The organism is Vibrio sp. 10N.286.51.B11 (genome assembly GCF_041469245.1).
Classification (GTDB): domain Bacteria; phylum Pseudomonadota; class Gammaproteobacteria; order Enterobacterales; family Vibrionaceae; genus Vibrio; species Vibrio crassostreae_C.
The window spans coordinates 36108-60559 of the sequence record NZ_JBFRKI010000040.1 but is presented as its reverse complement, the minus strand read 5'-3'; the positions used below and the strand labels follow the sequence as shown (position 1 = coordinate 60559).

Sequence of the window (24452 nt, the reverse complement as noted above, 5' to 3'; positions counted from 1 at the left end):
CGTTTCAAATCGAACGTCTTACTAGATGTCAGGTTCTAAGCTTACAGCCCTAAGATAGGGGCACTAACCTAATAATTGAAACCTAGTCTTTGTAGATAGAGAACTCATCAGCGCAAGCAACAAGCTGCTCACGAGTGATCATGAATACGCCATGACCACCGTTAGAGAATTCAATCCAAGTGAATGGAATCTCTGGGTACTGATCCATCATATGAACCATTGAGTTACCAACTTCACAGATAAGAATACCGTCGTCAGTTAGGTAGTCTGGTGCATTAGCTAAGATGCGACGAACCAATTTCAGACCGTCTGTACCCGCTGCTAGGCCAAGTTCTGGCTCGTGAGTAAACTCATCTGGCAGGCTGTTCATATCTTCTTCGTCCACGTAAGGTGGGTTAGATACGATCAGGTTGTATTTCTCTTTTGGCAAATCACGGAAAAGATCTGAACGGATTGGGAACACTTGCTGCTCCCTCCCGTGATCTTGAACGTTCTGCTCTGCAACTTGCAATGCGTCAGTAGAGATATCAATCGCATCTACTTCAGCGTCTGGGAATGCGTGAGCACAAGCAATAGCGATACAACCACTACCCGTACACATATCCATGATGCGAGTTGGCTCTTCAGTTAACCAAGGTTGGAATTGAGCTTCGATCAGCTCACCAATTGGAGAACGAGGCACAAGAACGCGCTCATCAACGAAGAACTCAAGACCACAGAACCAAGCTTTGTTGGTTAGGTAAGCCGTTGGTGTACGATCATTAATACGCTTGATTACGCGCTCAACAATACGTAGACGTTCGCTGCTCGTTAGACGAGAGTTCATCACATGCGAAGGAACATCAATCGGCAGATAAAGAGTAGGTAAGATAAGTTGTACTGCCTCATCCCACGCGTTATCAGTGCCGTGACCATAAAATAGGCCCGCTGCGTTAAAGCGGCTAACAGTCCAACGAATCACATCTTGAAGCGTGTGTAGTTCTGATACCGCTTCTTCTACAAAAATCTTATCCAAAATTGTCTCCGAAAAGCGCTACAATACTGCTAATTACGTTTCTAATTAGAATTCATAACCTGATGAGCAAAAAAGACACCGACTTCGATGACGATTTCGCCCTGTTCAACGATGCAGTAAAGGGCGTTAAAAAGTTGCAACAGGATACCATAGTCCAGCAGCCAAAAAGAAATGCCAAGCAAAAAGAAATTACTCGAACGGCAAGACAAGCCAGTGATAGCGAGTTTTATTTCTCGGATGAGTTCATTCCGCATCTTAGCGAAGACGGTCCGACGCGTTATGCGCGTGATGATGTCTCTAAATATGAGGTCAAGCGCCTCCGTCGTGGTGTCTACGTGCCTGACGTGTATCTCGATATGCATGGTATGACTCAACAAGAAGCCAAACGTGAGCTTGGCGCGATGATTGTGCACTGCGTGAAAGAGAGCGTGGCGTGTGCCTGTGTTCAACACGGTATCGGTAAACACATCCTTAAACAGAAGGTGCCTTTGTGGTTAGCACAGCACCCAGACGTGATGGCTTTCCACCAAGCGCCGTTAGAGTTTGGCGGCAATGGCGCGCTGTTAGTCTTGCTTTCGGTTCCTGAGAAGTAATTCTGGTTAACAAACTCTCTCTCACCAAAAAACAACAAAGGGCATCCCAATCATATTGAGATGCCCTTTCTAATTGTCTGCAACTTTGTCATCAAACAGAGCTCAACGAGCTTATGGATTGATGTTCCAAAGCAACTCACCTTTTTGTGTCTCAAGGTTGAAGTCGATACACGCTAGGCCCGAAGTGGGAAACATAGGCGGCGCCATGCCTGTTGCAAACTCTGCAGTTAGGTAGCCAACTAGAGGTAAATGAGAAACAAATAAAATGGTCTCTAGTTTTTCTACTTCAGCCATTGCTAAGGTCAAATCAAACACATCGTCGGACATTCCATAAGGCGTAATATCATCACAGGTTTCTACTTTCTTTCCAGAAAACGCCTGAGAGATCTCTAACCACGTTTCTTGTGCCCTTAAATATGGGCTCACCAGCACTTTATCGAATTGACTAACCCCCTGCTCATTTGCAGCTTGTGCCACGGCAAGAGAAGCCATTTTCCCGCGCTTGGTCAACGCTCTTTCTGCATCCGAGTTGGCAAAATGTTCTGCTTCACCGTGGCGCATAATGAATATTTTCATGTTCAATCCTGTCTTCGTAACATGTCGAAAGTCGATATATCCCATATATCAGCGAAACGCTACTTAGGTTTGGCTCTCAATCCAGAGAAACCGCAGTCAATATAAATAATTATATCAAGTCACTTGCCAAAGAGTTCGACTTTCTTAACAATCTTGTTAAAAGAAAATAAATTACTGATAAAAATCGATAAAAGTGATTTAGAAATCGCCAAAAAGCACTTCATATCCCAAAATATGATCACAAGGTTTGCACGCCGAATCATCGGGTACATAATTTAAAAACCACCTTCTCTGGAGATGCTCCTGTGCACTTAAGCCCAAATGATGAACATCAATACCGCTACATAACCTTAAATAACGGGTTACGTGTACTGTTAGTTCAGGATCAAAATGCTCAAAAAGCAGCAGCCGCATTAGCCGTCAATGTGGGGCATTTTGATGACCCTACAGACCGAGAGGGTTTAGCTCACTACTTAGAGCATATGCTATTTTTGGGAACTGAAAAGTATCCAAAGGTCGGAGAGTTCCAAAGTTTTATCAGCCAGCATGGCGGTAGCAACAACGCTTGGACAGGAACAGAGCACACCTGCTTCTTTTTTGATGTTGAATTGAATGCCTTTGAAACCGCACTCGATCGCTTCAGCCAATTTTTTACCGCTCCCCTTTTCAACGAAGAAGCGTTAGACAAAGAACGCCAAGCCGTTGACTCCGAATACAAGATGAAACTCAACGACGACTCACGACGCTTGTACCAAGTTACCAAAGAACTGGTGAATCACAATCACCCATTCTCGAAGTTTTCTGTCGGTAATATCGATACGTTGGGTGACAGAAACGGCGAGACGATTCGACAAGAGATCTTGGCTTTCCACCAGCAACAATACTCTGCTGACTTGATGACACTGACACTGTCTGGCAATCAGTCGTTAGATGAGATGCAAAGCTGGGTTGAGGATCGCTTTAGCTCAATCACCAATCACAACCTACAAGGCAAAAAGGTTGAAGTTCCGATTGTCGGCGAGTTAAGTACAGGTGTACAAGTCCGCGTTGAGCCGATTAAAGAAGTGCGCAAACTGATCTTAACTTTCCCGATGCCAAGCATGGACGAACACTACGGCGTTAAGCCTTTGTCGTTCTTTGCCCACCTTTTAGGTTACGAAGGTGAAGGCAGTTTGATGATGCAACTCAAAGAGAAAGGCTGGATAACATCTCTCTCTGCAGGTGGTGGCGCGAGTGGCAGTAACTACCGTGATTTCACAGTCAGTTGCTCATTGACCATAGAAGGTTTAACCAAAACCGATAACATCATCCAAGCGATATTTCAGTACATCAAGTTAGTCGAACAACAAGGCATAGAAGAGTGGCGCTACCTAGAAAAACGCGCCGTTTTAGAGTCTGCTTTCCGCTTTCAAGAGCCAGCAAGACCGCTTGATGTCGTCAGCCACCTCGTCATCAACATGCAGCACTACCAAGAGCAAGATGTGGTGTATGGCGATTACAAAATGTCGCATTTCGATGACGAATTACAGCGTTCTTTGCTGCCTTACTTAACCGTAGACAACATGCGAGCGACCATTGTTGCTCAGGGATTCGAGTATGACAGGGAAGCGAAGTGGTACTTTACTCCCTACTCGGTCACACCTTTTAGCGCTGAACAAGTTCAATGCTTTACGTGCATTAACCCCGGTTGGCAGTTTGAACTCCCAAGCAAAAACCCGTTTATTTGCTACGATCTAGACCCGACTGAACTGGAAGGTGACGCTAAGTTCCCACAACTGTTAGAAGAGCTCGACGGCTTTAAGCTGTGGCACCTGCAAGACCATCAATTTCGAGTTCCTAAAGGTGTGGTGTATGTCGCTATCGATAGCCCGCACTCAGTTGCTAGCCCAAGAAATATCGTTAAAACACGCTTGTGCGTAGAGATGTTCTTAGACTCACTCGAAAAAGATACGTATCAGGCTGAAATCGCCGGAATGGGCTACAACATGTACACCCATCAGGGCGGTGTAACGCTCACTCTGTCCGGGTTTAGCGAGAAACAGCCACAACTGCTCAATATGATTCTTGAACGTTTCCAAGCACGCGACTTTAGTCCAACACGCTTCGAAACCATCAAGCATCAATTGCTCAGAAACTGGAACAACGCGTCGCAAGATCGCCCTATTTCGCAGTTGTTTAATGCAATGACTGGGATACTTCAACCAAATAACCCGCCTTATTCCGTGTTAATTGAAGCCCTAGAAACGATAGAGGTCGATGAGCTCTCCTCTTTTGTTCAAGCAATCTTGGCGGAACTTCATGTTGAGATGTTTGTGTATGGCGACTGGAAAAAAGCCGATGCACACAAGATGGCTGAAACGCTAAAAGATGCACTGCGTGTTCAAGATCAGGCTTACGAAGAATCACTGCGTCCGCTCATCATGCTCGGTGAAAACGGCAGCTTCCAACGTGAAGTGGTGTGTAACCAAGATGATTCAGCAATTGTGGTTTATTACCAATGCCCTGATATTTCACCTAAAAATATCGCGCTGTATTCATTGGCAAACCATTTGATGTCGGCCACTTTCTTCCATGAGATACGAACCAAGCAGCAGCTAGGTTACATGGTCGGTACTGGCAATATGCCGCTCAACCGACACCCTGGTATTGTGTTGTATGTGCAATCACCGAATGCCGCCCCTGCTGACTTGTTAGCTTCAATAGATGAGTTCCTCAATGCCTTTTACATGGTGCTGTTGGAGCTTAACGACTATCAATGGCACAGCAGTAAGCGCGGTCTCTGGAATCAGATTTCGACACCAGATACGACTTTGCGAGGGCGAGCTCAGCGCTTATGGGTTGCGATAGGCAATAAGGATGTTGAGTTCAACCAGAGAGAGCGCGTATTGGAAGACCTTAAGGGGTTAACTCGCTCTGACATGATGCGTTTTGTGGTTAGCCAGCTAAAACCACGCACGGCAAATCGCCTGATTATGCATGCTCACGGTAATGCTCATAATGAGGAAGAGAAGCTGTCAGCAGGTGTTGAAATTGGCTCTATTGATGAGTTTCAGTTACGCCCGAAAGATACTGAGCTAGGCTGATAAAGCTGGAATGAAAATCATAAGGTTGATGTGAAAGCATCAACCTTTTTTATTGGATGCAGTCCAAAAGCAGATCTCCTATTACGCTCCTTCGTCGCTTTAGGAGATGACGGTAGTTTTGATTGACGTGTGTTTGACCACCTTTCTAATCAACGCAATAACTTACTTTTTATCTCTCAATCATCATTCCCGAGAAGGAGGAACGACTGAGTCGGGAATCTCATATCTCTAGCATGTCTCCATAAAAATAAAGCCCGCATCAATCGCTTGATGCGGGCTTCTTAATCAATGAATTAGAGAGTTACTTGTAGAAAGACTCACCCAAACCAGCACGTGTCAGTAGGCCATCACATGGCGCAAAACGATCACCGTACTTCTTAGCGAAATCGTTCATCATCTCAACCAATGACTTAATACCGATTTGATCCATGTAGCGGAACGGACCACCTAGGAATGGAGGGAAGCCGATACCGAAAATCGCACCGATATCACCATCACGAGGGCTGCGGATAATACCGTCATCCAAACAACGAACCGCTTCGTTTAGCATAGGTAACACACAGCGCATCGCGATATCGTTATCGCTCAACTTAGGATCTGGTTGCAGCTTAAGCAGCTTGTAAACTGACTTATCGACTTCCTTCTTCTTCCCTTTGTAAGTGTAGAAACCTTTGCCACTCTTACGGCCTTTACGGTTGTCATTCAACAGAATGTCGAACACATCAGGTCCTTGGAAACGATCGCCAAGCTCATTCACTAAAATAGGAATGATCTTAGCTCCGATATCAACACCCACCTCATCTAGCAATGTGATAGGGCCAACCGGGAAACCGAAGTCCAATAACGTGCTGTCGAGCTTTTCAATCGGCTCGTTCGCTAGCAGTAAATGCGCTGCTTCGTTCATGTACGGAGCAAGAATACGGTTCACATAAAAACCAGCTGTGTCTTTGACAACAATCGGTGTTTTGCCTTGCTTCTTCGCTAATGCGACAACCGTAGAAATCGTCTCTTCAGAGGTTGTTTCATGGGGGATAACCTCAACCAACGGCATTTTTTCTGCAGGGCTGAAGTAGTGAAGACCGACCACGTTTTCTGGTCGCTGTGCCTTCTCTGCAATTTTATGGATTGGCAGTGAAGACGTATTCGTCGCGAAAATAGTCTCTGGCTTGGCATTAGCTTCGATATCCGCAACCATTGACTGCTTAAGGTCGAGGTCTTCAAATACCGCTTCAATCACCACATCGGTGTGATTAAAACTGGTAAAGTCGATACCACCAGACAGTTGAAGCATCTTACTTTCAAGACCCGCTCGGCTCAGGATGCGACGCTTACGCTGCTTATCGAATAACTTAAAGTTGTAGTTAAGCGCGTTCAGTACACCTTCATTTGATACGTCTTTAATGCGCACAGGTACTTTCGCCTTAGCAACGCTGACATGACTGATACCTGCGCCCATAAGACCACCGCCAAGCACACCAACACGCTTAACCGCTTTGGGTTCTGCGTCTGCGCCGTGCTCTTTTTTCATTTCCGTAGTCGCAAAGAAAATAGAACGAAGGGCTTTAGATTCTGAAGTCATAACCAGTTCAGAGAAACGCTTCGCTTCATACTGAAGACCTTTGTCAAAGCCGTTCTCAAGGCCATAACGAATGACATCTAGAATCGCATCCGCTGCTGGGTAATTGCCGCGTGTTTTCTGATTAGTCTTCTTAGAAGCTTGTTCAAAAATCACTTTACGACCAAGGCCGTTACGTGAAATCAGCTTTTCTTTGGTCGACGCTTGGCTTTTCGACGCAAGACGCTTACCTTTTTTACTGCCCGTATTCTTTTCAACAAAGCTCTTAGCGACTTCAAGCAGGATAGTTTCAGGCACGCAAGCATCCACAACACCAAGCGATTTCGCTTTCTTAGCTCGCAGTTGCTTGCCCGTTAGGATTAGGTCAAGAGATGGTAACAAACCGATAAGGCGAGGTAGACGCTGTGTACCGCCAGAACCCGGCAATAAGCCTAGTTGTACTTCTGGCAGACCAAGGCGAGTCTTATCTGAATCGGTACATACGCGGTAATCACACGCCAGTGCAAGCTCTAAACCACCACCTAAACATGGTCCGTGAATCGCTGCGACCACTGGGTACGGCAGTTCAGACAGAGTTTGGAACATCTCCTGCCCTTGGCGAGCCAGAGACTGTGCTTCGTCAGCCGTTTTACACGCATCAAGCATTCTTACATCAGCACCAGCGACAAAGTTATCTGGCTTAAGAGAATGAACGATTAGGCCCTTAACTCGGCTCTGCTTTTCTTTGAGTTGCTCAAAGATGGCTTTCATTTCTTCAGCAAAAGCCGCTTGCAGCGTGTTCATTTTCTCGTTTGGTACATCAATCGCTAACCAAGCAATATCTTGCTCATCGATATTGAGAGTAAATGCTGTCGCTTTCTTTTTAGTTGATTCAGTCGCAGACGTTGAATCTGGTTGAGCGACTGTTTCGTTTTCTGTTGTTGCATCAAGAGTCGTAGACATTATTCTACCTCCAAGATCATTGCAGCACCTAAACCACCAGCCGCACAAGCTGTGTTCAGTGCCAAGCCGCCACCGCGACGTTTCAGTTCACGTAATGTTTGAGTCATCATGCGCGCGCCAGTCGCTGCAAACGGATGTCCGTAAGCAATCGAGCTACCCAGCACGTTGAACTTCTCCATATCAATCTCACCGATCGCTTTATCGCGGCCAAGATTCTTCTGTGCAAACTCATCGCTTGCGAACATTTTCACGTTAGCCAAAACTTGGGCAGCGAATGCTTCGTGCATTTCGATCAGTGTAAGGTCTGACAACTCTAAACCGGTGTTCTTTAATACTTGTGAGGTCGCGTAAGTCGGGCCCATCAGCATATCTGTTTCAACACCAATCGCTGAAAACGCATAACCACGAATATAACCAAGCACTTCTAAGCCTAGTTCTTTCGCTTTACCTTCGCGCATCAACATCACTGCTGCACCGCCATCGGTAAGAGGCGTAGCATTGGCTGCCGTTACACTGCCGTACTTTCTATCAAAAGCAGGACGCAGCTTAGCGTAACCTTCAACCGTTGAGTCGTGGCGAATGTTGTTGTCTTCCGCTAGATACTTTTTGTAAGGTGCCGGGAATGCCGTCATCACTTCGTCTTTAATCTTGCCTTCTTTCCATGCTTGAGAAGCCAAAGAATGAGAACGGTGAGCAAGTGCATCTTGAGCTTCGCGAGTAATACCATGCGTCTTCGCCATCTGCTCTGCCGTTTGTCCCATGGATAAACCGGTCGAGTACTCTGCAACTGCAGGTGGTACTGGCATCAAATCTTTTACGGAAAGCGTTTTAAGAATCTTCAGCTTTTGACCCATAGTTTTCGTTTTGCTCAGCGCTAATAGATTTGCCGCCAACTTTTTCGATACACCGATAGGCAATACAGAAGAAGAGTCCGCACCGCCCGCAATACCGACATCAATCGTGCCAGCCATAATGCTTTCGGTCACGTTGACTGCCGCTTGGAAGCTGGTCGCACATGCTCGTGTCACACTGTAGGCATCGGTATTGATGTCCATACCTGTGCCCAACACGATTTCACGCGCAATGTTCGGCGCTTCTGGCATTTGCACGACTTGGCCGAACACAACTTGTTCGATAAGCGCAGGATCAACATCCGTTCTTGCAAGCATTTCGCTCACAACCATTTTGCCTAGGTCAACCGCAGGCACTTGGCTAAATTCTGTGCTCTGACGAGCAAATGGGGTTCGTAATCCAGCGACAACGGCAACACGTTCTCCAGAACGCGTTTTGACTTCCTGTTTGCCCATGGTTTCTCCTTAAAGTTAAGAGGTCTGACCTGAAGCATTGTAAAGAAGTTGTTAATTAAATCAAACGAGCGTTTAAATAAACGTGATACGAGTATCCCACTGTTTGAAAATATAACTGCACATTCAGGCGAACCTTTTTGGGGGAAAGGTTGTCGTAAGAGACTAAACTATTGTAAGCCAAGACTGTTATCGCAATGTAGAGAATGGTTTTCTTGAGGCAAAAAAAAACCACACAAAGCTGTGTGGTCGGAATGTATATAAAGCAATTAACTTAGCGCCAATTGAAATAATCAGTTTCCTGATTAGGAGAAAGTAAAGTCAGCCTTCAAAAGGAAGTGTCGTCTTGCTCAACATGCTAGCCACGAATGACTAACTAGACGACAAGGTGTACTATAACGGGTTCGAGGCCTTAGATTTTGAAGTAGATCAATTTTAATGTGATTTTACGATTTCCTGCCGATCGTTAGCTCTAGAAATATAAAAACGAAGCACAACGTATAGAGGACAGCTATACGCAGAGCAATTATGGAGGCTCGTGTGTCAATAATAAAAATGTTTGGAAAGAAAACAGCCAAGCGTCCGGTCAACTCTGATATGGACAAACAAAGAAAATACGAAGCACTTGTGCGTGCCTATCATCGTGACCTCTTTCGCTACGCCTATTGGTTATGCAAAGACAAAAGCATTGCCGAAGACTTAGTTCAAGAAACTTGCCTTCGTGCATGGAAGTCACTCGATAGCCTTCAAGATGAAAAAGCCGCTAAATCTTGGCTGATTACCATCTTGAGACGCGAGAACGCTCGACGTTTTGAACGCAAACAGTTTGATCTGGTTGATATCGACGATCACGGTAACGATGCTAGTGTCAGTGATGACCCGCACCATCAGCACCAGTGGTTACAAGCCCAGATCATGAAACTTGAAATTGATTACCGTGAACCTCTCTTCTTGCAAGTGATTGGTGGTTTTAGTGGTGATGAGATTGCCGATATTCTCGATCTCAACAAAAACACGGTGATGACACGTTTATTCAGAGCTCGAAATCAGTTGAAAGAGCTGTTGGATACAGAAGAGGCAGAGAGGGGGCAACATAATGGATGATTTGGAATTTCGTCGTCGTGTATTGTCGGAACCTAAACAACGTACACAAGATATTGTTGATGCGGCCGCGAATAGCGAAGCCAATAGTAACTTCTTAGACGATGTACTAGCGCTTGATAAACAGATCCACTCAGCGATGAATGTGGATGTGCCAGACGATCTTGCTGATCGTATTCTGTTCAATCAGACCTCAAGCGAAGAAAGCAAAGTAGTAAGGCCTACGTTTGCGAGACGAGCAATGGCAATGGCTGCCTCGGTGGCGTTTGTTGCTGGTTTATTAGTTGGCCAAGTGAATTGGGGAAATGCATTCGTTTCACCTGCGCAAGCTAGTTTGGTTGATACGGCGATGAAGCATGTTGTTGATGAGAAGAGCTTTGTTAGTAACATCGATGAACAGGTCACATCACAGCAGATCAACGCAAAAATGAACCCATTTGCTTTTCAGTTTGATGATGCTTTCCCTTACCACGTCTATTACCTAAACCACTGTGGCTTTGGCAAATCTAACGCGGTCCATATGGTCTTCCAAGGCGCAAAAGGCAAAGTAACACTGTTTTTAACTGGTATTCCAACAGACAAACCTATCGACTTTGATGAAAAAGGCATGTCCGGCTCGGTAACCCCCGTCGATGGCAGCAGCTTAATCCTTGTGGGTGAAAATGGTGAGAATGTTTCCAAAATCGCCGAAAAGCTGACAAAAATGATCAAACCAATGAGCTAATTCACTCTTAAAGCCCCGTCACAAAAGGCCCAGCAATTATATTACTGATATTGCTGGGCTTTATTTATAAATAAATCAGAAAACCATTCACACCATCAATATCTCTAGAGTTAAAACTCTAAAAATCAGCATTTCGCACCATTTTCGTGCCAGATAGGCGTCATTTCCATAATTTTCCACTCAAAATTCCCAATGGTCGGATTTGTATATCGTATACTTGCGAATAGGATCAGCCACCATTGAGCAATTGCTCAAATTAATCGCCCTGTAGAGGCGGATATATAAAGGAATAAATGAATGACTACCAACAACACGCGTCTGTTTAAAAAGTCTCTTTTAGCAGTAACAATTACACTGGCGTCTTCGCAAACGATGGCAGCAGGTTTCCAACTTAACGCACAATCAGCAACCGGCATCGGCCGTGCTTTCGCTGGTGATGCAGTAATCGCAGATAACGCGTCAGTAATGGCACGTAACCCTGCAGCAATGGCACTATTTGACAAAACTGAGCTTTCGCTTGGTTTTGAAAGCATTACTTCAATGATTGAAGTAAACGATGCTGAATACAATATTAATGGCAGTCCAATTCCGGTTGCCGACACGGATGATGTTGGTGATACATCTATCGCGCCAAATATCCACCTTATCGTTCCAGTAAATGATAAATTCGCTTGGGGTGTTAATGCGTACTCAAACTTCGGTACTAAGACAGAGTTTGATGATAGTTATACTGCAGCTGAATACGGCGGCTTAACAGATGTTCAGAGCATTAACTTTGGCCTTGCTGGTTCATACCGACTGAATAAACAATGGAGCTTTGGTGCAGGTTTAGACCTTATTTACGGTCAAGGCACCATGAAAAGAGAAACTAGTGCAGCTCTAGGTGTAGCTAGTGGCGGTTTAGTTCCTGCCGGAACAACATTAGTCGATGTTGATGAGGCTGATGGTTGGGCTGTGGGCTTCAATGTTGGTACTGTATATGAACTAGACGAAAACAACCGCTTCGGCTTAGCTTACCGCTACAGTCCAGAGATCACAGCTAAAGATGATAAAGGCCAAGAAATCACCTTACCTTTACCTGATATCGCTGAATTCTCGGGTTACCACAAAATCGAAGATACTAAATTCGCAGTTCACTACTCTGTACAATGGATTGGTTGGGGTGCATTCGATCAAATCGACTTTGAAAACTTACAAGGCTCACCTCTTGGCTCGTCGTATGCGAAACAATACCAATGGCAAGATGGCTGGCACTACGCTATTGGTGGTACATACTACCTAAACTCTGATTGGACTCTTCGTGCAGGTTACATGTACGACACAAGTGCACAGGATGAACTGACTTCAATTTCTGTTCCAGATTCTGATCGTCAATGGTTCTCTGCTGGTTTCACATACCACATTGACACAGTTTCTAATGTTGACTTCGGCTTCACATACCTAATGGGTGATGATGTAGATGTATCAGAAACTACGCCAGTCGCTCCTGGGCTTTCAACCGGTGTTAACGCAACAACACATGCTGATGCAATCCTGATGGGTCTGCAGTACAGCCGTAGCTTCTAATATAAGCTAATAATTTATCCCCAAAGGGTCGCATTATGCGACCCTTTTTTATTACCTAAACCACTGACCCACTTCAATTTAAGCTTACAACTGTAGCCTGCAAGGTCAATATATGACTACAAGTGTACGCTCAAACTTCGCAACACAGCCGAAACATTTAGATTATTTCTCTAATAATTAAACACATTTACTCATTAAATCCCTAAAACACTGTTTTATTCGAATTTCATTTTTAAAGTAATGACTCTAAAAGTAGAATCACGCCACTAAATACTTATGATTCAGCGAACATAATAATGAAAATGAATAAGACTCTTCTATCTGCTGCAGTGGCAGTTGGACTACTTTCGACTTCTACCGTAACTCTCGCGGCAGGTTTTCAACTAGCAGAATACTCAGCAACAGGCCTAGGCCGCGCATACGCGGGTGAAGCAGCAATGGCTGACGGTGCAGACGCACAATGGCGTAACCCTGCTATGCTGACTTACCTAGAAGGCACACAAGTTTCTGTTGGTGCTATCTATGTTGATCCAAATATTGATATAGATGGAACCTCAACACCAGGTGGTACGTCAACGCCTTCAAGCTCTAGCGACTTCGCCCACAGCGCTGTAATCCCAAATTTTTACGTTTCTCATAAGTACAACGAAAAGTTCGCTTTAGGCTTTGCTGCAGGTACTAACTACGGTATGGAAACAGACTTAGGTAAGGACTTTGGAGGTGCGAACTTTGGTAACGAAGCAAGTGTTACTTCGATGGAATTAAACCTAAACGCAGCTTACCAAGTAATCGAAAGCGTATCTATTGGCGGTGGTATTCGCTATGTAATGGCTGAAGGTAGCTTTGGTGCCGTATCTGCTATAACTATTCCAAATGCTATCAACCAAGGCGATACACTCAAATACATGGAAGGTGACGATACTGCTTGGGGTTGGCAGATCGGTACAGCTTGGCAAATCAATGAAAACAACCGCCTAGGTTTTACCTATAAATCAGAAGTAGATCTGACCCTTGAAGGACATGCTGAAGGAATGGGTTTTGGTCTAGCTTCTGGGCAAAAAAAATCTGGCAGTATGGATTTGGCTCTTCCAGCAACAGCAGAAATTGCTAGTTTCCATCAGTTAACAGAGAAAGTGGCAGTTCACGCAAGCATCAACTGGACTGACTGGAGTAGCTTCGAAAAATTAGTTGCAGACTTCCCGGGTGAACAGTCAGACACAATAAAGATGGAAAACTGGGAAGATAACTACCGTTTTGCGATTGGTACAACTTACCAAATGACGCCTAAGCTAGCTCTTCGCTCTGGTATTGCCTACGATACATCAGCAGTTAGTGAAAAAAATCGTACCGCAACAATCCCTGAAACAGATCGTACTTGGTTAAGCATTGGTGCTGGTTACCAATGGTCTGAGCAACTCACGTTAGATGCTGGCTTCACGTACATTCTAGCGAAAGATGCAAAAATGCACGAAGAGCGCGAAGGTATGACTATTACAGATCCTGCAAATTTTGGTGGCGAATTCCAAGGTGAAGTAACAGGTAGCATTTGGCTAGTTGGTATCCAAGCGAACTACCGCTTCTAGTCTACCGCCCTAAAAGTAGAAAATATTAAAAAGGCTCGATGTTGCATCAACATCGAGCCTTTCTTTTATCGGTTCTCTAAATCGTGTTTCTAGTAATCTTCTAGATAACCATCGATGAAATCTTCCTCTTCAAGGTCGACCTCTTCAGGTTCTATCTCGGCTTTGAAATCACGACGTTGAATGTAAACATCACGCGTTAATGCATATGGATCAGGAGAGTTATCCAACAGAGCTTCTTGAGAAACTAACTGAGCACGTGTTTCCATGCCTTCAAATGCCCACTTGCCTAAGCTTGCCCAGAAGTTCAAGAAAGACAGAGGCACATACATACCATCAACGGTTTCAGTCACTTCGCGCGTTGTTAGTGGACCATAACCCGGTACCATGAAGTACGGACCGTTCCCTACCCCGTAATGACCAATCGCATCAGAGAACGACTTATCATCGTATTTGGTGATCCCAGCTTCGCTGGCAATATCGATTAAGCCTAACAAACCAATCGTTGAGTTAATCCAAAAACGATTGAAATGGTCGAGTGCTTTTTCACCATTGCCCATAATAAGGTTATTCACCATGCTTGATGGTTCGTCTAAGTTGGCTAAAAAGTTGGAGATACCAGAACGCACTGGCACAGGGGTGTAGTCAACATAAGCGAGGGAAACAGGGCGAACTAAGTAAGGATCTAGATATTCGTAGTTGATATCCCACATCGCTCGGTTGAAGCCTTCAAAAGGATCATTCGGGTGGGGCTCTTCGACGTATTCAGAGGTTTCGAGGTTATTATCGTTCGTGCTTTCATCTGGCGCGCTAGAACAGCCCACCGTTAAGCTTGCGATAAAAAGTAAACTCGAGAGTCTTAAAACACTGACAGACATATCACCTTTTCCATAAGGAATTCAAATAATAAAAAAGGCCAGCAATCGCTGGCCTCAATTGTTTGGCTAAGTCTATACCGTTTATCTGCAAATCGGAATAGCTAACACCTATGCAAAGTGATGATTAATATTGCTTATTGATATCAATGGTAACTGGAGCACCCAGTTCAACCACTTCACTTTCACCGTACCAATCACCTTCGCGAGTTGAAACGTTGCCGTCTGTATCAAGCCTAGCTCTAACCATCAGAGTTTCAAGGCTAGACAGCTTTTGTCCTTCCAGCATGCTGTTGCCATCATCTAGCACAACAGTACGAGGGAAAGTCCCTAGTGGGTAACGAGCGGCTGCGATAGGCATTGGAGAACCATCTGCTCTATGTACTGACACAATTAACACAGAGTTAGGGTCAGCGTTAACGTCAGCAGATAGATCGAGCGTTACAGCAACAGTCTTACCTTGGTCGACACCCATAGTGTCGCCCATTTTCTTCTGAGCACTTTCAATACTGCGAGAAAGCATTTCATAGCGACTGTCTTGTGGACCAATCATCTGTTGCATGATGCTCCAGTACTTCACAGCACCCGGGTAATCTTGACGCTCAAATGCATCGAACGCTAGCAGTGAGAACACACGAAGGTCGACGTAATCGTTTTGAATCAAACGGCTCAAAATCAAACGAGCTTGGTTCTGGTCGGCTTCATCAGGTGAAAGCATCAGAGCTTGTGCGAAACCTAACTGAACATCTTCATTCTTAGGTTCAAGCTTGTAAGCTCGCTCCATAGAATCTTTTGCTGTTTCAGCATCACGGTTAGCCAGTGCAATACGACCGAGTAGCAACCAACCTGTTGAATCTTTTGGCTGGTAATGCAGACGCGTACGAAGCGCTAGAGTCAAATCTTCCAGTTCATCATCCGTTAGTGCACCACCTTCCGATGACATTAGCTTTTTAGACAATTCAGGAAGGTTCGAGCTCACTTCTTGCCAGTGTTGAACTTTGTCCAATGCACCGAACTTAAAGTACATACCATAAGTCACAACGACGACAAGAATGATCGACGGCACAACCACACCAAGCGTAGAGATTTGAGTCTTCTTCATCTCGTCTTGTGCAGGAACATCATCAAGCAGAGACTGTTTCAAATCAGCGATCAGTTCTTGTTGGTTATCAACAAGACCTTCTTCTGCTTCTACTTCTAACTCGACAAGACGGTCTTTATAGAATGCTTTGTTCAACTCGTCGCGAAGCATTTCGTCATTGTTTGCCTTCTTGTTAATGAAAGGCAGAACAATTAATAAAATTGCCGCTAGCGAAAGGATAATGGTAGAAATCCAAAATAGAGTCATTACTTCTTATCTCCGTCGTTCTCTTCATCGAGTAACGCTTTTAAGCGAGCTTCTTTGTCTGCATCCCAGTCTTTATCTGACTCTACTGCTGCTTTTGATTTTGACTTTCTGCTTCGTAAAATAATCAAACCAAATCCAAACACAACAACCGCAAACGGACCAATCCAAAGGATCGATGTAGCTAGTGTCAGTGGTGGATTGTAAGTCACAAAGTTACCGTAGCGAGCAATCATGTAATCGATGATATCTTGCTTCGACTTGCCGTCTTTTGTCATCTCGTACACTTTTTGGCGTAAGTCGACCGCTAGCTCAGCATTCGAATCACCAATCGTGTTGTTCTGACATTTAGGGCAACGAAGCGTATTGCTCAAATCTTTAAATTGTTGCTCTTGATCAACCGTATCAAACTCATGAAATTCGATAGGCGCAGCCGTTACCGACGCAGAGATAGCGAAGGTGGCAAACATTGCTACAAGTGTTTGTTTAATCATTTCGCCTCCTCCAATAACTCTTGGTACATCGGCTGAAGCGTCGATGCCCAGTTAGTCGGGTTCACGTCACCAACATGGCGGTAACGAACCACGCCGCTGGCATCAATGAGGAAGGTCTCAGGTGCGCCATATACGCCAAGGTCAAGACCTAACATGCCGTTGCCATCGAACAAGCTGATTAAGTATGGGTTGCCCAGTTCTTTTAACCAACCAACCGCTTTATTACGATCATCTTTGTAATTAAGACCAATGATCTTAACCCCTTGACCAGCAAGTTTGTTCAGGTAAGAGTGCTCTGCATAACAAGTAGGGCACCAAGTCGCCCATACGTTAAGAAGCAACGGCTCACCTTTAAAGATAGCTTGATCATGCAGCTTACCTGGTTGCTCTAAATCTTCTAGGTCAAACTCAGGCACAGGCTTACCAATCAATACGGATTCAAGCTTAGTTGGGTCATCACCCGACTGGTTGCGCATTAATTGCGTTGCAAAGATTCCAGCTAGAACCATGAACGCAATCAATGGAATGAATAAAATCTTCTTGTTCATTCGGATTAAGCCTCCTGCTCTTGAGCCGACTTTTTGGTTGGCTTACGGAAACGGTAACGACGGTCACTGATAGCAATAGCGCCACCAATCGACATGATCAAAGAGCCTGCCCAGATCCAACGTACAAATGGTTTGTAGTAGATACGTACAGCCCAAGATTTGTTGTCGTCTAAACGTTCACCCATCGCGATGTAAAGATCGCGCGTTACACCACGGTCAATCGCTGCTTCCGTCATCATAGACTTAGCGGTGGTGTAGAAACGTTTTTCAGCGTGAAGCGTGTTGATGTATTTGCCTTCTTTAGTAATTTCAAAGTCAGCAATGTAACCATCGTAGTTAGGACCATCTTTGTCACGAACCCCTGTAAACAGGAAGCTGTATTCTTCAAGCTGGTAGCTTTCACCAGGTGCCAGACGAACATCGCGTTCGATGCTGTAGTTTTGCACCATCGCGATACCAATCACTGTCACAGCTAAACCGATGTGACCACACACCATCGCCCAGTGACTACGAGGCAACTTAGTTAGACCTTTCATAAACGTATGACGGTGAGTCGCACGTTCATGCAGCTCAAAGCCGTGCATGAAGATGATCCAGAATGCCATTACCCAGCCAGAAAACGCAGTACCACTGAAGCGGTCAGCCAATAGAGCAACCATTAGCGCACTCAAGCCCAGTGAGAATGCACCTGAAATCAGCATTGGTTTAACAAGCTTAGACAGGTTGTCACGTTTCCAGCGGATCAGAGGACCGATACCAAGCAAGAACGAGAACGGAATCATTAACCAAAAGAACAGCATGTCAAAGAATGGAGCACCGATAGATACCGATCCCAAGCCTAACTGTTTGTGAACTAGTGGTAATAACGTACCTACTAACACAACCACTAGGGCTGCAATCAATAAGATGTTGTTGCCAAGCAGTGCGTTTTCACGAGAAACCAGATCGAAGTTACCACGAACACGAACCGATGCGCCTTTAACAGCAAACAACAGCAGTGAACCACCGATAACGAAGACTAGGAAACCTAGGATAAACATACCGCGAGCAGGATCCGACGCAAACGCGTGAACCGATACCAAGATGCCTGAACGAACTAAGAATGTACCTAGTAAGCTTAGCGAGAATGCAGAGATAGCCAGCAATACTGTCCAAGCTTTAAATGTGCCACGCTTTTCTGTTACCGCTAGTGAGTGCATCAGCGCAGTACCAGCCAACCAAGGCATGAATGAAGCGTTTTCTACTGGATCCCAGAACCACCAGCCACCCCAGCCAAGTTCGTAGTAAGCCCACCAAGAGCCTAGTGCGATACCTACTGTTAGGAATAACCAAGCTGCGATTGTCCAAGGACGAGACCAACGAGCCCATGCCGTATCTAAACGACCACTCATTAGAGAAGCGATGGCGAAAGAGAACGCTACCGAGAAACCTACATAACCCATGTAAAGCATTGGCGGGTGAATAATCAAACCCGGGTCTTGCAGTAGTGGGTTCAAGTCGCGGCCATCTACAGGGAAGAAAGGCAATGTACGTAGGAACGGGTTAGACGTTACGATAATGAACAGCAAGAAGCCGACAGTAATCAAACCCATGATAGCCAGTACGCGAGCCACAGACTCTTGAGGCATACCACGGCTAAACGTCGCTACTGCAACTGTCCAACCCGCTTGGATAAGAACCCACAGCAGTAATGAACCTTCGTGAGCGCCCCAAACCGCCGTAATTCGGTAGTACCAAGGCAGTTGGCTATTCGAGTTACTTGCTACGTATTGAATCGTAAAATCATTGGTGTAGAACGCGTAACACAAGATAAAGAACGAAATCGCTAAGAATCCGAACATACCCCACGACAACGGTCGTGCGCTGTTCATCAATAATGTGTTATTTCGAGCGGCTCCATACAATGGGAGCATGCTTAGCAGCAATGCAAGTCCCAAGGACAGGATCATCGCAAAATGGCCGATCTCGGCTATCATTGAGCATTTCCTTCTTTTTGTTCAGTCGTGTATTGCAAAGGCTCATGGGTTTTCTTCATTGCTTCCGCAACTTCAGAAGGCATGTACTCTTCATCGTGCTTTGCCAACACCTCAAACGCTTCGATTGTCGTTGCATTTTTAAGCACACCCTGAGCAACAATACCTTGGCCTTCACGGAAAAGATCAGGAAGGATGCCATCGTATAGAATCGTTACTTTAGGGCCTACATCTTGCAAATCAAAGCTTACACGTAGTGATTCATTGTCACGGCTTACAGAGCCGACTACGACCATGCCACCAATACGTAGGCGTTGACCAACTTCAGGTTTTTTACCATCTTTGCCGTTGACCAGCTCAGTTGGTGTGTAGAACAGATCCATGTTCTGGTTAAGTGCGTAAACCATCAATCCAACAGTCGCACTGATACCAAAAAAGATCGCTAAGACAATGCCCAGCCTCTTTTTACGTCTTGGGTTCATAGAGTGTTCTCCATATTTTTTGCTGCATCGATACGAGCCTGACGATCAATCTTAGCTTGTACTTCATTTAGTAATTGCTTACCACGACGAACGCTTACGACCAGTAAAATGATCATCGCGAGAAATGTGATTCCAAATGCACTCCATACATATGAGGCGTAGCCCCCCATGGCAAAGAAATCACTCAAAGATTCAAAATACATAATTACCTACCCTACTACGCTTTTTCGGCCGCAAGCTTGCGAACCCATGGACGGTGACTCTCTTTACTGATGATTTCGTTACGGAAACGAACCATAGTCACAGCACCAAAGAAAAAGGCGAAGCCGAAGATGTTAAGAAGAAGCGGCCATAGCATGTCACTTGAGATCGAAGGTTTTGCGAACTTAGTAATGGTCGCGCCTTGATGAAGTGTATTCCACCACTCTACAGAGAAGTGAATGATAGGGAGGTTAATCACGCCTACGATAGCCAAGATACCCGCCGCTTTCGCTGCTGTTTTTTGGTCGTCAAAAGCGTGGTGTAGTGCGATCACACCCAAGTATAGGAATAGAAGAATCAGCTCTGAGGTTAAACGCGCATCCCAAACCCACCAAGCACCCCACATTGGTTTACCCCAAACTGCGCCAGTTAGTAACGCAATGAAGGTAAACACAGCGCCAATCGGTGCCATCGCCAGTGCGGCCATGTCTGATAGCCTTACCTGCCATACCAAACCGATAAAGGCAGCAATCGCCATCGACATGTAAACGCCCATCGACCAGATGGCAGACGGAACATGGATGTAGATGATACGGAAGCTATCGCCTTGTTGGTAATCAGAAGGCGCAAACGCAAGCCCCCACACGGTACCGACGGATAGACACAATAGCGCTAGGATCGAAAACCATGGCAAAAGTTTACCAGCAAGCTGATAAGAGGTTTCTGCTTTGGCATAGGGATGGAGCCATTTCCACATGTTGTAATCTCACTCTTACTTCATATTGCTTACAGCTATTAAAGCTATAATTATAATAATTTTATTTGTCTTGCTTTCAGTTTTATTGACTCTATGAGTCCAATCGACACATTTGGTTCACATTGGCTATACGATAACGGAACCCCAATCAGTTCACACTTACTCTAAGTGCGGCACTGATCGCAAAAGGCGTCATAGTCATCGCACCCATTAACATTGCCCCAAGCACCGCCAATTGACCGTTGTATGCAACGCCCAAAGCCGCAGCGTCAATTGCTGACGTCGCGAAGATTAAAATGGGGATGTAAAGCGGCAAGATTAACAGGCTTAACAGGACTCCGCCCTTCTGTAACCCAACGGTTAACGCAACACCAATCGCACCAATAAAACTCAATGCGGGTGTTCCTACCAGCAAGGTCAACACAACTGAGAGCCATGTATCAAAATCTAAAGACAACAAAACAGCCAATAATGGGCTGATTAAAATCAATGGTAACCCGGTCAACAACCAGTGTGCTATGACTTTGGACAATACTACCAACTGCAACGGGATTGGCATCAGCATCATCTGTTCAAGGGCGCCATCTTGAAAATCATCACGGAAAAGACGCTCTAAAGAGAGCAATGCAGAGAGCAAAGCGGCCACCCAAACAATACCCGCAGCAATACGCGCAAGTAGGTTTGGCTCTGGGCCAATACTCAAAGGGAAAAGCGTGATAACAATGATGAAGAACCACAAAGGGTTAAAGATATCCGCTTGACGTCGAAACGCGATAAGCAGTTCGCGTCGGATAATCGTGGTCATTGAAGAGATCATATTACTCACCCAACTTTATTTTTCTTAGTTTCGGGCTATCAGCAAACATATCTTGGTGTGTGGTTAACAACACAATGCCACCGTTGTCTGCATGCTGAGAAAAAAGAGATTCGAGAACTTTCACGCCCTGCTTATCAATGGCAGTCAGCGGCTCATCAAGAATCCACAACATTTGCTTGCTCAACCAAAGGCGAGCCAACGCAACTCGGCGTTGTTGGCCTGCTGAAAGTTGCCCCGCAGGTACGTCTTCTCTGCCCGCAAGCCCGACTTGAGCCAGCGCGTGATAAAGCTCTTCTTTGCTGGTACCGCCACTGTGAATCGACTGATAAAAGCTCAGATTCTCATAAGCACTAAGCTCGCGCTTTACGCCTGTTTGGTGACCAAGAAAAAGTAAATTTTGATGATAAACATCTCGACTCGATTCAATAGACTCACCGTCCCAAGAGATAGTGCCGTCATCGCGATCGCCTAAGCCAGTAATAATCCTAAGGAGTGTCGTTTTCCCGGTACCGTTACGACCTTCAACTTGAACCAGCTCACCTGGTTTCAATTGAAAAGACAACGATTCAAACAGAATCCTGTCGTCACGAATAGCAGTTAAATTTGAGACTTCTAGCATAGGTAAATTTAGTCGAGTAATGAGAGCGCTATAGTAGCACACCAACATGGTGACAAAACAGGACTAGGCGTTTTCGATAGAACAAAGTCGGTAAGAAACTGTTACCACCTCATCACAATTTACACATTTTCATCAACAAACAAGATATTGTCGTAGATACAAGCACTTATAAACATCGTTCTATATAGATCGGACAGGCATAAAAAAAGAAGCCGAAGCTTCTTTTAAGAGGAATACGTAATAAACATCAATTGCTCAATACGAATTAAGCGCTCAATTTAACGACGTCGAGGCGGGTCTCTGCGATCGCGAGAGGCATCGGGTTGCTGATCGTACGATGAAGGGTCGCTTCGTAATGAAGGAATTTTCTCTTTACCAGCAAGCTTGTTCTGCAGAGACATCATCAGCTCAGCTTCCGCTTTAGGTAATTCACACTCTTCGATCAGTTCGTTTATCCCGGCACCAAGCTGAACCATTTTCGTTGCACGTGTGTACAAACGTCCATCGGTATCCGCATGTTCCAGCTCAACAATACGTTCATTCAAATGTTTGATAAGATCTTGTTGTTCAGTCACTTTCTGGCCAAGGCCAACCACAACAGAGCGAACCTCAAGTAATTGCTTACTCGATTTTTGAAGCTCTTTGTCCAAGTTACGAACTTGCAGGCGTGACTGATCGAGCTGCTTTTGAATCGCACGTTTTACTTTGCTAATCAAAATCAGGATAAATAACGTAAAAACCCCAACGCCTGATATCAGAGCGACAGGGCTTAAAGGAAGCGCTTCAAACATTACAGGTGAGCCATCTCATCCCATTCGTCTTCGCTTAGTAGTTTGTTTAGATCTACTAAGATAAGTAGCTTGCCATCTCGGTTACTTACACCTTGGATGAACTTAGCACTTTCATCAGTACCAACACTTGGCGTTGTGTCGATTTCAGAAGAACGCAGGTAAACCACTTCAGCAACGCTATCTACTAGAATGCCAATTACTTGACGCTCAGATTCAATAACGATGATACGAGTGTTGTCTGTGATTTCACCTTGCATCAAACCAAAGCGAGAACGAGTGTCGATAACAGTAACAACGTTACCACGTAGGTTAATAATACCTAGAACGTAATCTGGAGCACCCGGTACTGGAGCAATTTCGCTGTAACGTAGTACTTCACGTACTTGCATTACGTTGATGCCGTAAGTTTCTTCTTCTAGCTGGAAAGTCACCCATTGAAGTACTTCATCATTCGTTTGCTCTTTTCTTACTTCAACTTCACTCATATGAGACATAGATAATCCTCTTGCCGTCGTTACCGACCACTATTATTAACTTGATGCTTATTGTTAGCCCAATGCTTATTACTAGCTTAATGCTTTTACATCTAGCCCTGCGTTTAGCATGGCGATTAATGCTTCAACATGAATCAAAGCACACATTTTTTCTTTTACCATACCAGCGAGCCATGGGCGTTTCCCTGCCATTTCTCGCCAACGTACTTTGTCTGTATTAAGTAGCTCGGTGCCTTTGAGCTCTGTGCCCGCCAGGCCCCACAAGCTCTCTCCAAGCATCACTATATATTGATAGTTTTCTTTGTATTCGTCACCTGATAGTTTCTCAGACATCACCCATTTTGCGGTGTCGACCACATCTAGCTGACTATCACGGTTGGTTTGTAAACCCAAATACCAAGCTGGCTTACCAATGATATGACTTAACTCTTCAAGGCGATGGATGCCGCCAAGCTCATCAAGTGGCACCGCAAAGGTCACGCCGTTTACATCAAAATACAAGACTTGAAAGTCTTCTTTGCGAACCGTACTTTCCCAAGAGGTAAACTGGTCAGCACCTCCTGCTTGAGTTTCGGGTTCAATAACTGTCTCGGGATCAGGAACGTCAAGTTCAGGCTCAACAGCCTTAACTTCTACTTGTTCCGTCTCCAACGATTCAGCTTGTAACTCTTCAATTTGCTGCGATTCAACAGGTGGCTCTAAAACAATTGATAAATCGGGTTCTGGAAGATTCCAATCCTGAATCTCTGGCTCTTCGAACACTTGAACAGACTCAACCGCGGCATCAAACATTTGCATGTCTGCTTGCTGGGCGATTTTCTGGGTGTTCTGATCCATCAACTCATCAAGGTTCAGTTCATCAACAACATTGGTCGCCTCTAAACGGCTGAGTAGTTTCTGAACATCTTCAAGGTTAGGAACCTCAAACTCAGCCGCGCGTATTTCTGCGTAGCTAGAGTGGTGACTCGAAAATTGGCGCTCTGGCTCTGGCTCTGG

At 45.1% G+C, this 24452-nt stretch carries 23 protein-coding genes; 6 read left to right on the top strand and 17 right to left on the bottom strand.

Features of this window, described 5'->3' with window-relative positions:
* Nucleotides 1-82 precede the first annotated feature (82 nt).
* Nucleotides 83-1015: a 50S ribosomal protein L3 N(5)-glutamine methyltransferase gene (gene prmB, locus AB4154_RS19530; protein ID WP_372123886.1), complete on the bottom strand. Its 933-nt coding sequence runs from the start codon at nucleotides 1013-1015 to the stop codon at nucleotides 83-85.
* A gap of 62 nt (nucleotides 1016-1077) precedes the next feature.
* On the opposite strand from prmB, the gene smrB reads away from it, so the two are divergent.
* Entirely contained in the window at nucleotides 1078-1608 is a 531-nt protein-coding gene (gene smrB, locus AB4154_RS19525) for an endonuclease SmrB (RefSeq protein ID WP_017060641.1), read from the top strand.
* 111 nt (nucleotides 1609-1719) lie between these two features.
* Here the strand turns inward: smrB and sixA are convergent, their stop codons facing one another.
* Complete coding sequence (sixA, locus tag AB4154_RS19520) at nucleotides 1720-2184, bottom strand: phosphohistidine phosphatase SixA (RefSeq protein WP_372123884.1); 465 nt, start codon at nucleotides 2182-2184, stop codon at nucleotides 1720-1722.
* 305 nt (nucleotides 2185-2489) lie between these two features.
* Here sixA and AB4154_RS19515 point away from each other — a divergent pair, with 305 nt between their 5' ends.
* A complete protein-coding gene (locus AB4154_RS19515) occupies nucleotides 2490-5267 on the top strand; it encodes an insulinase family protein (RefSeq protein WP_017064099.1) in 2778 nt (925 codons plus the stop codon).
* 301 nt (nucleotides 5268-5568) lie between these two features.
* Here the strand turns inward: AB4154_RS19515 and fadJ are convergent, their stop codons facing one another.
* Both fadJ and fadI read right to left on the bottom strand, forming a co-directional pair.
* Nucleotides 5569-7785, bottom strand: coding sequence for a fatty acid oxidation complex subunit alpha FadJ (gene fadJ, locus AB4154_RS19510; protein ID WP_372123882.1), 2217 nt, complete (start codon nucleotides 7783-7785; stop codon nucleotides 5569-5571).
* The gene (gene fadI / locus AB4154_RS19505) at nucleotides 7785-9092 is read right to left on the bottom strand and encodes an acetyl-CoA C-acyltransferase FadI (RefSeq protein ID WP_048607862.1); all 1308 of its coding nucleotides are present in this window, start codon (nucleotides 9090-9092) and stop codon (nucleotides 7785-7787) included. The genes fadJ and fadI overlap by 1 nt, the downstream gene beginning before the upstream one ends.
* Before the next feature lie 552 nt (nucleotides 9093-9644).
* Here fadI and AB4154_RS19500 point away from each other — a divergent pair.
* The 4 genes from AB4154_RS19500 to AB4154_RS19485 all read left to right on the top strand — a co-directional run bounded on the left by AB4154_RS19500 (nucleotide 9645) and on the right by AB4154_RS19485 (nucleotide 14063).
* Nucleotides 9645-10193 carry a sigma-70 family RNA polymerase sigma factor gene (locus AB4154_RS19500; protein WP_017060646.1) on the top strand — a complete coding sequence of 183 codons (549 nt, stop codon included), beginning with the start codon at nucleotides 9645-9647 and terminating at the stop codon, nucleotides 10191-10193.
* On the top strand, nucleotides 10186-10914 hold the full coding sequence (locus AB4154_RS19495; RefSeq protein WP_372123880.1) for a DUF3379 domain-containing protein: 729 nt from the start codon (nucleotides 10186-10188) through the stop codon (nucleotides 10912-10914). Before AB4154_RS19500 ends, AB4154_RS19495 begins: the two co-directional genes overlap by 8 nt.
* A gap of 297 nt (nucleotides 10915-11211) precedes the next feature.
* Nucleotides 11212-12480, top strand: a complete 1269-nt coding sequence (locus AB4154_RS19490; RefSeq protein WP_372123878.1) for an outer membrane protein transport protein — start codon at nucleotides 11212-11214, stop codon at nucleotides 12478-12480.
* 296 nt (nucleotides 12481-12776) lie between these two features.
* The gene (locus AB4154_RS19485) at nucleotides 12777-14063 is read left to right on the top strand and encodes an outer membrane protein transport protein (protein ID WP_136974233.1); all 1287 of its coding nucleotides are present in this window, start codon (nucleotides 12777-12779) and stop codon (nucleotides 14061-14063) included.
* Nucleotides 14064-14152: 89 nt separating this feature from the next.
* On the opposite strand, the gene AB4154_RS19480 is transcribed toward AB4154_RS19485, so the two are convergent.
* The 13 genes from AB4154_RS19480 to AB4154_RS19420 all read right to left on the bottom strand — a co-directional run.
* Entirely contained in the window at nucleotides 14153-14938 is a 786-nt protein-coding gene (locus AB4154_RS19480) for a VacJ family lipoprotein (protein ID WP_372123876.1), read from the bottom strand.
* A 124-nt stretch (nucleotides 14939-15062) separates the two neighbouring features.
* Nucleotides 15063-16283 (bottom strand): c-type cytochrome biogenesis protein CcmI, encoded by a 1221-nt coding sequence (gene ccmI, locus AB4154_RS19475; RefSeq protein ID WP_136974974.1) that lies wholly within the window; start codon nucleotides 16281-16283, stop codon nucleotides 15063-15065.
* Nucleotides 16283-16774 carry a cytochrome c-type biogenesis protein gene (locus tag AB4154_RS19470; RefSeq protein WP_372123874.1) on the bottom strand — a complete coding sequence of 164 codons (492 nt, stop codon included), beginning with the start codon at nucleotides 16772-16774 and terminating at the stop codon, nucleotides 16283-16285. Before AB4154_RS19470 ends, ccmI begins: the two co-directional genes overlap by 1 nt.
* Complete coding sequence (locus tag AB4154_RS19465; RefSeq protein WP_372123872.1) at nucleotides 16771-17322, bottom strand: DsbE family thiol:disulfide interchange protein; 552 nt, start codon at nucleotides 17320-17322, stop codon at nucleotides 16771-16773. The genes AB4154_RS19470 and AB4154_RS19465 overlap by 4 nt, the downstream gene beginning before the upstream one ends.
* Nucleotides 17323-17327: 5 nt before the next feature.
* The gene (locus AB4154_RS19460; protein WP_372123870.1) at nucleotides 17328-19298 is read right to left on the bottom strand and encodes a heme lyase CcmF/NrfE family subunit; all 1971 of its coding nucleotides are present in this window, start codon (nucleotides 19296-19298) and stop codon (nucleotides 17328-17330) included.
* The gene (gene ccmE / locus AB4154_RS19455) at nucleotides 19295-19777 is read right to left on the bottom strand and encodes a cytochrome c maturation protein CcmE (RefSeq protein WP_017064106.1); all 483 of its coding nucleotides are present in this window, start codon (nucleotides 19775-19777) and stop codon (nucleotides 19295-19297) included. Before ccmE ends, AB4154_RS19460 begins: the two co-directional genes overlap by 4 nt.
* Nucleotides 19774-19980 (bottom strand): heme exporter protein CcmD, encoded by a 207-nt coding sequence (gene ccmD, locus AB4154_RS19450; protein ID WP_009848525.1) that lies wholly within the window; start codon nucleotides 19978-19980, stop codon nucleotides 19774-19776. The genes ccmE and ccmD overlap by 4 nt, the downstream gene beginning before the upstream one ends.
* A 14-nt stretch (nucleotides 19981-19994) precedes the next feature.
* Nucleotides 19995-20735 (bottom strand): heme ABC transporter permease, encoded by a 741-nt coding sequence (locus AB4154_RS19445; RefSeq protein WP_102332830.1) that lies wholly within the window; start codon nucleotides 20733-20735, stop codon nucleotides 19995-19997.
* Between the two features lie 148 nt (nucleotides 20736-20883).
* Nucleotides 20884-21552 carry a heme exporter protein CcmB gene (gene ccmB / locus AB4154_RS19440; RefSeq protein ID WP_017060658.1) on the bottom strand — a complete coding sequence of 223 codons (669 nt, stop codon included), beginning with the start codon at nucleotides 21550-21552 and terminating at the stop codon, nucleotides 20884-20886.
* A 1-nt stretch (nucleotide 21553) separates the two neighbouring features.
* Nucleotides 21554-22171: a cytochrome c biogenesis heme-transporting ATPase CcmA gene (gene ccmA / locus AB4154_RS19435; protein WP_017060659.1), complete on the bottom strand. Its 618-nt coding sequence runs from the start codon at nucleotides 22169-22171 to the stop codon at nucleotides 21554-21556.
* A gap of 278 nt (nucleotides 22172-22449) precedes the next feature.
* Entirely contained in the window at nucleotides 22450-22962 is a 513-nt protein-coding gene (locus tag AB4154_RS19430) for a DUF2802 domain-containing protein (RefSeq protein WP_017060660.1), read from the bottom strand.
* Entirely contained in the window at nucleotides 22962-23456 is a 495-nt protein-coding gene (locus tag AB4154_RS19425) for a chemotaxis protein CheW (protein WP_017064109.1), read from the bottom strand. The genes AB4154_RS19430 and AB4154_RS19425 overlap by 1 nt, the downstream gene beginning before the upstream one ends.
* A 72-nt stretch (nucleotides 23457-23528) precedes the next feature.
* Nucleotides 23529-24452, bottom strand: a 924-nt coding sequence (locus tag AB4154_RS19420) for a chemotaxis protein CheW (protein ID WP_136974976.1), incomplete at its 5' end; no start/stop codon positions are given.